Source organism: Kineococcus anabasis (assembly GCF_054590795.1).
Genome location: NZ_BAAIHU010000014.1, coordinates 168,297 through 180,399, shown reverse-complemented (window position 1 = coordinate 180,399; position 12,103 = coordinate 168,297). Strand labels below are relative to the sequence as shown.

Annotated in this window: 9 protein-coding genes; 7 read left to right on the top strand and 2 right to left on the bottom strand. The window is 74.3% G+C overall.

The annotated features are described in order from the left end of the window. The first annotated feature begins 143 nt into the window (after nt 1-143). The 3 genes from ACYQBY_RS20985 to ACYQBY_RS20975 all read left to right on the top strand — a co-directional run bounded on the left by ACYQBY_RS20985 (nt 144) and on the right by ACYQBY_RS20975 (nt 3,844). Complete coding sequence (locus ACYQBY_RS20985; protein WP_459645841.1) at nt 144-812, top strand: hypothetical protein; 669 nt, start codon at nt 144-146, stop codon at nt 810-812. Next, nucleotides 809-2,491, top strand: a complete 1,683-nt coding sequence (locus tag ACYQBY_RS20980) for a LamG domain-containing protein (protein WP_459645840.1) — start codon at nt 809-811, stop codon at nt 2,489-2,491. The genes ACYQBY_RS20985 and ACYQBY_RS20980 overlap by 4 nt, the downstream gene beginning before the upstream one ends. 132 nt (nt 2,492-2,623) lie before the next feature. Then, complete coding sequence (locus ACYQBY_RS20975; RefSeq protein WP_459645839.1) at nt 2,624-3,844, top strand: chymotrypsin family serine protease; 1,221 nt, start codon at nt 2,624-2,626, stop codon at nt 3,842-3,844. Between the two features lie 84 nt (nt 3,845-3,928). Here the strand turns inward: ACYQBY_RS20975 and ACYQBY_RS20970 are convergent, their stop codons facing one another. Further along, entirely contained in the window at nt 3,929-5,710 is a 1,782-nt protein-coding gene (locus ACYQBY_RS20970) for a glycoside hydrolase family 13 protein (RefSeq protein WP_459645838.1), read from the bottom strand. 195 nt (nt 5,711-5,905) lie between these two features. On the opposite strand from ACYQBY_RS20970, the gene ACYQBY_RS20965 reads away from it, so the two are divergent. Beyond that, nucleotides 5,906-6,973, top strand: coding sequence for a LacI family DNA-binding transcriptional regulator (locus ACYQBY_RS20965; RefSeq protein ID WP_459645837.1), 1,068 nt, complete (start codon nt 5,906-5,908; stop codon nt 6,971-6,973). Here ACYQBY_RS20965 and ACYQBY_RS20960 read toward each other — a convergent pair. After that, a complete protein-coding gene (locus tag ACYQBY_RS20960) occupies nt 6,936-7,961 on the bottom strand; it encodes a LacI family DNA-binding transcriptional regulator (RefSeq protein WP_459645836.1) in 1,026 nt (341 codons plus the stop codon). The two genes, ACYQBY_RS20965 and ACYQBY_RS20960, sit on opposite strands and share 38 nt — an antisense overlap. Before the next feature lie 133 nt (nt 7,962-8,094). Between ACYQBY_RS20960 and ACYQBY_RS20955 the strand changes: the two genes are divergently transcribed. The 3 genes from ACYQBY_RS20955 (at nt 8,095) to ACYQBY_RS20945 (ending at nt 12,102) form a co-directional block, all read left to right on the top strand. Then, nucleotides 8,095-9,384, top strand: a complete 1,290-nt coding sequence (locus tag ACYQBY_RS20955; protein WP_459645835.1) for a sugar ABC transporter substrate-binding protein — start codon at nt 8,095-8,097, stop codon at nt 9,382-9,384. A gap of 98 nt (nt 9,385-9,482) precedes the next feature. Beyond that, nucleotides 9,483-11,144, top strand: a complete 1,662-nt coding sequence (locus tag ACYQBY_RS20950) for an ABC transporter permease subunit (protein ID WP_459645834.1) — start codon at nt 9,483-9,485, stop codon at nt 11,142-11,144. A gap of 19 nt (nt 11,145-11,163) precedes the next feature. Continuing rightward, on the top strand, nt 11,164-12,102 hold the full coding sequence (locus ACYQBY_RS20945; RefSeq protein ID WP_459645833.1) for a sugar ABC transporter permease: 939 nt from the start codon (nt 11,164-11,166) through the stop codon (nt 12,100-12,102). The last annotated feature ends 1 nt before the right edge of the window (nt 12,103 follow it).

Genomic DNA, 12,103 nt, shown 5'->3' with positions numbered 1-12,103 from the left:
GGTGCCCGTGCCGGCGGGCGCCCCCGTCCCCGGTGGGCGCACCCGGGTGGACCGGCACTGATGGCTCAAGCCCGCCGGCGGGCGTGCCGATGTCCTGAGCAGTCGCTCCGGCCAAGGGGCACCCCACGCCCCGGAGGGGCCCGATGAGCAGGAGCCGCGGAGGAGCCGGGCGCGCCGCCCGCACCTGCGGCGTTCCCCGGCCTGGGTCGCCGTCCGGGGCCGCGCGCCCGGCGCTGCGCCCGGCCCTGCGCGCAGCCGCCGCGCTCGGGGCGCCCGCCGCCCTCCTGCTGGGCGGCCTGCTGGCGTTCCAGCCCGGCGGCGCGGCCTTCAGGGCGTCGTCCGCGAGCGGCGGCAGCACCCTCGGGACGGCCTCGGTGTCGCTCGCCCTGGACCACGGCGCCACCCCGGTCGCGATGATCTCGCTCGGCGGCGCCCAGCCCGGGCAGCGGGCGCAGCGGTGCATCCGGGCGACGTACACCGGCAGCGTCCCGGCGACCGTGCGGGTGTCCGGGGCCGGGACCGCGACGGCGGCCCTGGACCCGCACCTGCGGCTCGTGGTGGAGCAGGGCGGCGGCGGCACGTTCGCCGGCTGCTCCGCCTTCACCGCGACGTCGACCGCCTACGACGGCACGCTGGCCGGCTTCCGCGCGAACCACGCCTCCGCCGCCACCGGTGTCGGCACGTGGGCGCCCGCCGCGAACGGCGCCACGCAGTCCTACCGGTTCACCGTGACGGTGAGCCGCGACGTGCCCACGAGCGCGGCCGGGAAGTCGACGACGGTCGGCTTCACGTGGTGGGCGGAGCAGGCGTGAGCGCGCCCGCCGCCGCGCGCCCCCGGCGGTCGCTGCCCACCGCCCTCGCGGCGCTGCTCGCCCTCGCCGTGCCGACGGCTGCGGTCGCGGCCTTCTCCGGCTCGGCCGCCAACAGCGGCAACACCGTCGCGACGGCCGCGACGTTCAACACCTACCGGCAGGCGCTGTCCGCGGTGACGGCGACGCAACCCAGCGGCTCGCTCGCGATCCACCTGCCCTTCGACGAGACCAGCGGCAGCACCGCCGACGACCTGCGCAGCACCGAGTACGGGACGTACCGCGGCACGGCGGGCACGTCGATGGCCACCACCGGCGCCACCGGCGACGGCAACGCCGCCCTGGCCCTGGGCAACACGAACTACGCCTCCACGGGGACGAGCGACCAGGCGCCGAAGTCCCTCCTCAACCCCGCGGCGGGGGACGTCACGATCGAGCTCTGGTTCAGGCGCAGCGCCACCACGGACGTGGGACCGCTGATGGGCCTGGTGAGCACCAGCACGGGCGCCGGCGACGGCAGCCCCCGGTTCGGCATGGGCGTGAACGACAACGGCCAGCTGTGCGCCACGGTCTGGTTCCACTCCTCCTACAACGTCTGCTCCACGGCGACCACGGTCGTGGGCCAGTGGCACCACGCGGTCGTGGTGTACGACGACGACGCCGGTACGTCCGTGTACCTGGACTGCGCGACGGCCACGTGCACGCCGGTGGCGACGAGCACGAGCATGAAGAACTGGACGAGCTACTCGGCGACCGGCTCGCCCACCGGCTACTGGCGCGTCGGCGCGATGGCCATCGCCACGAACTTCATGTCGTGGCCGAGCGCCGGCTACTACGGCCCGTACAGCCCGACGCGGTCGATGGGCGGCATCTCCGCCCTCGACGAGGCCGCCGTCTACCACTCCGCGCTGACCAGGACCGCCATCGCGGCGCACCACACGGCGGCGTCCACCACGACGTACGCCACGGCGGTGGCCGCGCACTCCCCGACGCTGCGCTGGCGGCTGGACGACCCGACCCCCGCGACGCTGACCGACTCCTCCGCGTCCGGGAACTTCGACGGCGTTTACCACGGCTACAGCAGCGGCGACTACGTCCTCGGCGGCGCCGGGGCGCTGCTGGGCACCCAGGCGAGCGGGAACAACGCCGTGCTGCTGCAGGGCACCAAGCACGTCGACCACAGCAGGGACCACGGCCTGTCGGCGTTCACCCAGCGGTTCACCGCCGAGGTGTGGCTTCGGACGACGTCGACGAGCGGCGGCATGGTCCTCAACGTCGGCAACGACCACCTCACCACCTCCGGCAGCGTCGGGCCCTCCCTGTACATGACGAACGCGGGGAAGCTGGTGTTCGCGACGAGCGCCACGTCGTCCGTGGAGTCGGCCGGCGCCTACAACGACGGGAACTGGCACCACGTGGCCGTCAGCATCGGCGCCGCGGGCATGCGGCTGTACGTGGACGGCGAGCGCGTCGCGTCGCGGGCCACCCCCACCGACGGCAGCACGTGCGGGTGCTCCGACGAGTTCTGGCGCTGGGGCGGCGACGCGATCCCGGTGGGGTGGCCGGGCAGGCCGTCGAGCAACTTCCTCCGGGCGGTGTTCGACGAGGCGTCGGTGCACAGCGTGCAGCTGTCCGACGACGACGTCCGGATGCACTGGGCGGCCAACAGCTCCGCCCGCTGAGCGGGAGCCGCGTGCGGCGGGGGTATCACGGGCGGGGAGTTCCTCCTCATCCCCTGTGCACGGCCGCACGGGCCGGGCCTCCTCCCGGGGCCCGGGGCCGCCGTGTCAGCCCCGGCACAGGAAGGCACCCCCATGACCAGGTTCACCACCGCCGCGACGCTCGGTCTCGCCCTCTCGGTCCTCGCCGCCCCCGCCGCCTCCGCCGGCGAGGCCCCCGGCAAGGACACCGGCCCGGTGCCGTCGAGCTCCGCGCTGCCCGGTGCGGGCGCCCCGCCCGGGGGGTTCGCCGACTGGGCGCAGCTCATGCGCGAGCAGACCCGGCTGGACGCCGCCGCGGACCGCCTGGTGGCCGCCCGCGGCGCCGGCTACGCCGGGATCCGCGTCTCCCCCGAGGACCGGCGCATCGAGCTGCACTGGAAGGGGAAGCCCTCCGCGGAGGTCCGGGCCGTGCTCGCGTCCCTGCACCGCGAGCGCGTGCACGTCGAGGTGCGCCCGGCGCGCCACACCGAGCGCTTCCTGCTCGCCGAGGCGGCGAAGGTCGCGCGCGTCCCCGGTGTCACGGGGGTCGCCCCCGAGGTCGACGGCTCCGGGCTGTCGGTCTCGGGCAGCAGCGTCAAGGCGCTGCGGGCGGCGCGGGCGGCGAGCACCACCGTGGCCACCGCGGAGATCTCGCTGCCGACGGCCGCCTCCCGCGGGGACGACTGGGCCCCCTACTGGGGCGGGGCGCGCTGGAACGGCTGCTCCACCGGTTTCGCCGTGTGGGTCGGCGGACAGACGAAGATGCTCTCCGCCGGGCACTGCGGCGCGAACGGGGGTGGTGCGTACGACGGCGGCGGGCAGTTCATGGGCACCATCGGCGGGGACAGCGACGCCTACGACACGATGTACCTGAACGCGTCCTCGTCGGGGCGCGTCTACGACGGCGGTGTGGGGACGGGTGAGTTCTCCAAGCCGGTCGCCGGGGCCTCGCGCAGCTACGTCGGGAACTGGATCTGCACGTCCGGCTCCCGCTCCGGTGCGCGCTGCAACATCCAGGTGAGGTCCGTGAACCGGACGATCTGGGTCACGAACGGCTCCGGTCAGGGCTACCACATGTACGGCCTGGTCCACGCCGAGCAGGCGCAGCGCACGAACGCCGCCGGCAACGGTGACAGCGGCGGCCCGGTGTTCTCCCTCTCGGCGGACCCGAACCGGGTCGTCGCCAAGGGCACGATCTCCGCGATCGACCGCAGCACCGCCACCACGTGCACCGGCGAGCCGGCGTCCGCCACCCGCACGTGCGCGTGGCGGATGTACTACGCCGACGTCGCCGACTCCCTGGCCCGCTACGGCGCCTCGATCGTGACGGGCTGAGGTCCCGCCCCGGAGCGGGGGAGGCGCCGGCCCGGCCGGTGCCTCCCCCGCTCAGCGTCGTCCGCAGGCTCCCATCGGTTCCCGTCAGGCGAGGGGTTCCCCGACGGCGCGCGAGCGCGGCACCCGCTGCACCGGCGGGACCACCCAGGCCGTCGTGTCCGGCGGCAGCAGGGTGCGCCCGCGGGCGTCGGTGTGCAGCCAGTCGCTGGCCAGCAGCACGTCGCAGCCCTCGGGCAGCACGACCGGCCGGGGCCCGTAGGCCGTGAGGACCAGCACCTCGCGGTTGCGCAGGGCGACCACGGAGGACGGGTCGGCGCCCGGCAGGTCCACGCAGTCCAGCGATCCCGAGCCCAGGGACAGGTTGCGGCGCAGCCCCAGCGCGGTGCGGTACAGCTCGTACGTGGACCCCGGGACCCCGAGCTGGCGGTCCAGGGCGTGGTCGGCGTAGGAGGCGGGCTGCGGCAGCCACGTCGCACCGGTCGGGGAGAACCCGAGGCCGGGGCGGGAGGAGGACCACGGCATCGGGACGCGGCAGCCGTCCCGGCCGGTCTCCCGCGCCTCGCCGGCGTCCGCGGTGCGGAACCACGCCGGGTCCTGCCGCGCCTCGTCGGGCATGGTGGTGTGCTCGGGCAGGCCGAGCTCCTCGCCCTGGTACAGGTACGCGGCGCCGGGCAGCGCGAGCATCTGCAGGGTGGCCGCCCGCGCCCGCCGCAGCCCGAGCTCCCGGTCGGGCTGCTCGTCGCCGGCGCCGATGCCCTTGGGCAGGGAGCCGGGGGCGGACAGGCCGAAGCGGGAGGCGTGCCGCACGACGTCGTGGTTGGAGAGCACCCACGTCGTGGGGGCGCCGACGGCGTCCGCGGCGTGCAGCGAGTCGATGATCGACTGCCGGGTGCGGTTGGCGTCCCACGGGGTGGTGAGGTACGCGAAGTTGAAGGCCTGGTGCATCTCGTCGGGGCGGACGTACCGGGCGATGCGCGGCAGGTCGTCGATCCACGCCTCGGCCACGAGGACGCGCTGGCCGGGGTAGGTGTCCAGCAGCCGCCGCCACGAGCGGTAGATCTCGTGCACGCCCTCCTGGTCGAACATGGGCCCGGTGCCGCTGTCGCGCGAGCCCTCGACCATGGCGGTGCAGCCGTCCCAGTCGGGCAGGCCCTCGGCCTTGACCAGCCCGTGGGCCACGTCGACGCGGAAGCCGTCGACGCCGCGGTCCAGCCAGAAGCGCAGGACGGACTCGAACTCCTCGTGGACCTCGGGGCAGGACCAGTCCAGGTCGGGCTGGCGGGGGTCGAACATGTGCAGGTACCACTCCCCCGGCTCGCCGCCGGCGTCCGTGGTCCGGGTCCAGGCGGGCCCGCCGAAGATGGAGCGCCAGTTGTTCGGCGGCTCCTCGCCGTGCTCCCCGCGCCCGGGCCGGAAGACGTAGCGGCCGCGCTCGGCGCTGCCGGGGGCGGCGGCCAGGGCGGCGCGGAACCACGCGTGCTCGTCGGAGGTGTGGTTGGGCACGAGGTCGATGACGACCCGCACGCCGAGGGAGTGGGCGCGGCCGAGGAGGTCGTCGAAGTCCGCGAGGGTGCCGAAGACGGGGTCGATGTCGCGGTAGTCGGCGACGTCGTAGCCGCCGTCGACCTGCGGGGAGCGGTAGAACGGGGAGATCCACACCGCGTCCACGCCGAGGGCGGCGAGGTGGTCGAGGCGGGCGGTGATGCCGGGCAGGTCGCCCACGCCGTCCCCGTCGGCGTCCGCGAAGGAGCGCGGGTAGACCTGGTAGACGACCGCGCTGCGCCACCACTCGGCGTCGGGGGTGGCCGGGTGGAGGGGGTGGAGGTGCATCCAGGGTGCGGGCGCGACGTCGAGCAGGGCGTCCATGGTGGTTCTCCTCGTGACACGGTGACCGCGCAGGACGGGCTGCGCAGGTGACGAGGAGATACCGGCCCCCCGGACGGAGCCAAGCGGGGTGGTGAAAACCTTGCAAGATTCGCAAGCGCTTCGCAAGATGTTGCGAGCCGGAGGGGACCTGGCGGACCCTGGAGAGGGCCGGGGACGACCCGGGGAGGAGGACCGATGACGCGGGCGCGCACGAGCCTCGCCGACATCGCCGCCCGCGCGGGGGTCAGCCAGGCCACCGTCTCCCGGGCGCTCAACGGCCGCCCGGGGGTCGCGCAGGCCACGCGCGAGCGCATCGCGGCGGCCATGGAGGGCATGGGCTACCAGCGCCTGAGCGTTCCGCAGGCGCGCCCGGCGGGCCTGGTCGGCGTCGTGGTCCCCGAGATCGACAACCCCGTCTTCCCCGCCCTGGGGCAGGCGCTCGGCCGCTCCCTGGTGGCCTCCGGGCTCACCTGGGCGCTGCTGTCGCAGGGTCCGGGCGGCCTCGACGAGGACGGCTGCACCACGACGCTGCTGGCCCACGGCGCGGTCGGCGCGGTGCTGGTCTCCGGCCTGCACGCGAACCTGTCGGCGGACCCGTCCCGCTACGCGCTGCTGCGCCGGCGCGGGCTGGCCCTGGTGACGGTCAACGGCTACCGGCCGGGGGCGGGGATGCCCTCGTTCTCCGTGGACGACCGGGAGGGGATGGCCACCGCGCTGCGCCACCTGGTGCGGCTGGGGCACCGGCGGGTGGGCCTGGCGCTGGGGCCGCCGCACTACGTCACGACCGCCCGCAAGCTCGCCGCCTTCCGCGCCGCGCACCGCGCCGTGCTGGGCCAGGACCTGCCCGCCGGGCTCCTCGCGCACGCGCCGTTCGGCGTGGCCGGCGGGCGCACCGCGGGGGCGGCGCTGCTCGCCTCGGGCGTCACGGCCGTGGTGTGCGGCTCGGACCTGATGGCCCTGGGCGTCGTGGAGGCGCTGCGCGCCAAGGGCCTGCGCATCCCGGAGGACGTCTCCGTGGTCGGCTCGGACGACTCGGCGCTCATGGCGCACACGGACCCGCCGCTGACCACGCTGCGGATGCCCGTGGAGGAGCTGGCGGAGGCGGCCGTGGGCGCCCTGCTCGCCCAGCTGCGGGGCGGGCAGGAGGCACCGCAGGACACCGACGTCCTGCTGGCCCCGCGGCTCACCGTGCGCCGCTCGACCGCCGCGGCGGCCGCGGGGGCCGTCAGCGGGGCGCGACGGCCGTGGAGGAGCGCACGATGAGCTCGGGGCGGAAGAGGAACTCCCCGCGCGGGGTGGGGTGACCGAGGATCTCGTCGACGAGGGTGCGCACGGCGGCGTCGCCGATGGCCTGCACGGACTGGCGGATCGTCGTCAGGGGCGGGTCGGTGAAACCCATGAGCACCGAGTCGTCCGAGCCGATCACGGAGACGTCCTGGGGCACGCGCAGCCCCCGGTCCCGCACGGCGCGGATGGCGCCGAGGGCCATGACGTCCGAGCCGCACACGATGGCCGTCACGCCGCGCTCCACGAGCCGGGCGGCCGCCGCGGCGCCGCCCTCCACGGAGAAGATCGTGTGCTCGACGCGGCACTCCGCCTCCGCCCCCGCGTGCCGGCGCACCGCGGGCGCGAAGGCCTGGACCCGCCGCTGCACCGTCAGGAAGCGCTCCGGGCCGGTCGCCAGGCCGAAGCGGCGGTGCCCCAGGGCCGCGAGGTGGCCGACGGCGAGGTCGACGGCGGCGACGTCGTCGTTCGAGAGGCACGGCACGTCCAGGCCCTCGACGTAGCCGTTGACCAGGACGATCGGCAGGCGCCGCTCGCGCAGGGCGGCGTAGCGGGAGGGGTCGCTGGTGGTGTCGGCGTGCAGGCCGGAGACGAAGACGACCCCGGCGACGCCGCGGTCGAGCAGCATCCGCAGGTAGTCGTCCTCCTGGATGCCGCCGGGGGTCTGGGTGCACAGCAGCGGCATGTACCCGCTGACCACCAGCCCGGTCTCGACGACCTGCGCGAACGTGGGGAACACCGGGTTGGAGAGCTCGGGGACGATCAGGCCGACCATGCCCGCCGACGTCTCGCGCAGCCGGGAGGGGCGGTCGTAGCCGAGGACGTCCAGGGCGGTGAGGACCGCCTGGCGCGTCGCCTCGGAGACGCCGGGGCGGTCGTTGAGGACACGGCTGACGGTGGCCTCGCTGACGCCGGCCTGGGCGGCGACGTGGGCGAGTCGTGCGGTCACCCGCGGAACGTAGCGCACCAGCGCGCTGGAAAGTCGATTGCAAGTCACTTCCTAATCTTGCAACTTCTTGCTAGCTTCTGCGGTGTTCTGACGACGGGGTCGGCGTGTCCGAGCCGCTCCCCGGCGATCCCTCCGCACCGTGGAGCCTGCGATGACCCCCTCTTCCGCAATCCTGCGCGCCTTCGCGCTCACCGCCTCCCTCGGCCTCGGCCTGACCGCCTGCGGCGGGCAGAGCACCGGCGGAGCCGCCGAGCAGCCCGAGGCCTCCGAGTCCGCCACCTCCTCCGCCAGCCCGTCCAGCGCCGCGGCCCCCACCCGGCAGGACGCCGACCTCGTCATCTGGGCCGACGACAAGCGCGCCGCCGCCCTGAAGGCCGTCGCGGAGAAGTTCGGGCAGGACAACGGCATCAGCGTCGCCGTCCAGGCCGTCTCGCAGGACCTGCAGACCAACTTCGTCACCGCCAACACCGCCGGCAACGGCCCCGACGTCGTCGTCGGCGCCCACGACTGGATCGGCAACATGGTCCAGAACGGCGCCATCGACCCGCTGACCCTGCCCGACGCGCAGAAGTCGCAGTTCACCGACATCGCGATCGAGGGCGTCACCTACGACTCCAAGGTCTACGGCCTGCCCTACGCGGTGGAGTCCCTCGCCCTGTTCCGCAACACCGACCTCGTCCCGCAGGCCCCGGCGACCATCGAGGACGTGGTGGCCGGCGGCAAGGCCTCCGGCGCGGAGAACCCCCTGTGCCTGCAGCAGGGCCAGGAGGGCGACGCGTACCACATGTACCCGCTGTACTCCTCCGCCGGCGGCTACCTTTTCGGGCAGTCCCCCGACGGCGACTACGACCCGGCCGACCTCGGCGTCGGCGGCCCCGGCTCCGTCGCCGCCGAGCAGAAGATCGCCGGCCTGGCGAAGGAGGGCGCGCTCAAGACCTCCATCACGGGTGACAACTCCATCTCCCTGTTCTCCGAGGGCAGGTGCGCCTTCCTCGTCTCCGGCCCGTGGGCCACCGCCGACGTCGAGAAGGCCGGCGTCAAGTACGCCCTCGCCCCCGTCCCCGGCTTCGCCGGGATGCAGCCGGCCCAGCCGCTCACCGGCGTGCAGGCCTTCTACGTCGCCAGCAAGGGCAAGAACAAGTCCTTCGCCCAGTCCTTCGTCCTCGACGCCGCCGCGACGGCCGAGACCATGGACGCGCTGTACGCCGCCGAGCCGCGCCCCTCCGCGCTGAAGGAGTCGCTCGCGAAGCAGACCGCCGCCGACCCCGACACCGCGGTGTTCGCCCAGGCCGCCGAGAGCGGGCAGATCCTGCCCGCGATCCCGCAGATGGCCGGCGTCTGGGAGCCCCTCGGCAAGGCGCACGCCGCCGTCATCAACGGCGCCGACCCGGCGCAGACCATGACCGCCACCGGCGAGGCCATCAAGGCCAACCTCAAGTGACGACCCGTCGCTGAGCCCTCCCGACCGACCGCCCGCCGCGCTGCAGCCCGCGCGGCGGGCGGTCCCCCAACACCCCCGCGACCCGAGGGAAGACAGCCATGCCCGCCCGCACCCCCGCAGCGCCGCCGGCCGACACGCCGCCCGGTGCGACCACCACCCGGACCCCCGCGGGCGGGCAGCCCGCGGAACCCGGCCCCCGCCGCCGGCACGCCGCGCACCGCTCGCTCACGGCCACCACCGTCCTGGGGCGGGTGCTGCTCCTCGGGGTCGTCGCCTCCGTCGTCGTCTGGATCGCCCCGGTCCTCGTCGCGCAGGAGCGCTGGGTCGGCCTGGCCGGCCTGCTGCTCGCCGCCGCCGCCCTGGCCGCCGTCTACTCCACCAGCCGCCTCGTGCCGGCCAAGTACCTCCTGCCCGGCACCCTGTTCCTGCTCGCCCTGATCGTCTACCCGATCGTGGCCACGGTGCAGCTCTCGTTCACGAACTTCGGCGACGGCAAGCGCGGCAGCAAGGACGACGCGGTCGCCAGCATCGTCGGCAGCTCCGTCGAGCAGCTCCCGGACTCCCCCACCTACGGCCTCACCGTCGCCACCCGGGGTTCGGTCACGGACGGGCCGTTCACGTTCTTCCTCGTCGACGCCGCCACCGGCGAGGTCAGCCGCGGCGACACCGGCGGGCTGGTGGACGTCGACCCCGCCGAGGTGCGCGTCGAGGAGGGCCGGGTCGTCGAGGCCGACGGGTACACGCTGCTCACGCCGCGCGAGGTCAACGCCGCGGGCGCGGCCGTGCAGGAGCTCACCGTCCCCACCGACGACGGCGCCATCCGCGCCCAGGGCGTCGCCCGCGCGTTCGAGGGCCGCACCGCGTTGCGCTACGACGAGGCCGCCGACCGCATCGTGGACACCCGCACCGGTGAGAGCTACGGCACCGGCGTCGTCGGCGGCAGCGAGTTCTTCGTCAAGGCCGACGGCAGCCCCGCCTTCGCCCAGAGCTGGCTGCAGGGCGTGGGCCTGTCGAACTACGAGCGCATCGCCACCAGCGACGTCATCACGAAGGACTTCCTGAGGATCTTCGCCTGGACGGTGGCGTTCGCGGCGCTGTCCGTCGGGCTGCAGTTCGCCGTCGGCCTCGGGCTGGCGACGGTCCTGGACGACACCCGGATCCGCGGCCAGCGCATCTACCGCTCCCTGCTGATCCTGCCCTACGCCATCCCGGCCGTGATCGCCCTGCTGGTGTGGTCCAGCTTCTGGAACCGCGACTTCGGCCTCGTCAACACCGTCCTGGGCACGGACCTCGACTGGCTGGGCGACCCGTGGCTGGCGAAGGTGGCCGTGATCGTCACGAACGTGTGGATGGGCGCGCCCTACATGTTCATCCTGTGCACCGGCGCGCTGCAGTCGGTGCCCGCGGAGCTGCGCGAGGCGGCCGTCGTGGACGGGGCACGTGCGTTCACGGCCTTCCGCACGATCACCCTCCCGCTGCTCATGGTGGCCGTCGCCCCGATGCTCGTGGCGTCGTTCGCGTTCAACTTCAACAACTTCAACGCGGTCTACCTGCTCACCGCGGGCGGTCCCTACCCGCCCGACAACCCGTCCGCCGGCGCGACGGACATCCTCATCAGCTACACCTACCGCCTGGCGTTCGGTGGTTCCGGGGCCCAGTTCGGCTTCGCGGCGGCCGTCTCGGTGCTGCTGTTCACCGTGACCGCCGTCCTGGCCGCCCTGCAGTTCCGCGCCACCCGCGCGCTCGAGGACGTGAACTGAGGACACCATGACGACTCCGATGACCACCCCCCTGAACACCCCTCCCGGCGGTCCGGTGCCCCCGGCCGCCCGCGCGGGCACCCCCGTCGTCGCGGAGACGCGGCTGCGCGGCGCCCGCTGGTGGAAGGAGGTCGGCTGGCGGCACGTCGTGGGCCTGGTCGCCGTCGCCGCAGCGGTGTTCCCGATCCTCTTCATCGTCTCCGCCGCGCTGAACCCGCTGGGCACCCTGGCCAGCACCAGCCTGCTCCCCGCGCAGGTCAGCGGCGAGAACTTCGTGCGGCTGCTGTCCGGGGAGAAGGGCCCGTTCCTGCGCTGGGGCCTGAACACCCTCGTGCTGTGCACAGGCGTCTCCGTGGCGCAGGTCCTCTGCAGCGCCCTGGCCGCCTACGCCTTCTCCCGTTTCCGGTTCCGCGGCCGGCGCACCGGCCTGCTGGCCCTGCTCCTCATCCAGATGTTCCCGCAGTTCCTCGCCGTCATCGCGATCTTCTCGATGTTCACCGCCGTCGGCGAGGTCGTGCCCGCGATCGGCCTGGACACCGTCCTCGGCTACGGCGTGGTCCTCATGGGCGGCGCGCTGCTGCAGGTGTGGCTCATCAAGGGGTTCTTCGACACGGTGCCGCGCGAGCTGGACGAGGCCGCCACCATCGACGGCGCCAGCCACGCCCAGGTGTACTTCCGCATCATCCTGCCGCTGGTCACGCCGATCCTGGCCACGACCGGGCTGATGGCGTTCGTCGGCGTCGCCAACGAGTTCCTCATCGCCACGATCTTCCTCACGGACGCGGACTCCAAGACCCTCGCCACCGGCTTGTACGGGATCCTCGACGGCGACCGCAGCAACAACCTCGGGCTGTTCGCCGCGGGCGCGGTGCTCTTCAGCATCCCGGTGGTCGTGCTGTTCCAGTTCCTCCAGCGCTTCATCACCGGCGGCCTCACCGCCGGCGCGGTCAAGGGCTGAG

Excerpts from the sequence above, each read along its gene's own strand:
- ACYQBY_RS20955 (WP_459645835.1), top strand. The coding sequence starts at position 8,095 with ATGACCCCCTCTTCCGCAATCCTGCGCGCCTTCGCGCTCACCGCCTCC.
- ACYQBY_RS20965 (WP_459645837.1), top strand. The coding sequence starts at position 5,906 with ATGACGCGGGCGCGCACGAGCCTCGCCGACATCGCCGCCCGCGCGGGG.
- ACYQBY_RS20985 (WP_459645841.1), top strand. The coding sequence starts at position 144 with ATGAGCAGGAGCCGCGGAGGAGCCGGGCGCGCCGCCCGCACCTGCGGC.
- ACYQBY_RS20970 (WP_459645838.1), bottom strand. The coding sequence starts at position 5,710 with ATGGACGCCCTGCTCGACGTCGCGCCCGCACCCTGGATGCACCTCCAC.
- ACYQBY_RS20975 (WP_459645839.1), top strand. The coding sequence starts at position 2,624 with ATGACCAGGTTCACCACCGCCGCGACGCTCGGTCTCGCCCTCTCGGTC.
- ACYQBY_RS20945 (WP_459645833.1), top strand. The coding sequence starts at position 11,164 with ATGACCACCCCCCTGAACACCCCTCCCGGCGGTCCGGTGCCCCCGGCC.
- ACYQBY_RS20950 (WP_459645834.1), top strand. The coding sequence starts at position 9,483 with ATGCCCGCCCGCACCCCCGCAGCGCCGCCGGCCGACACGCCGCCCGGT.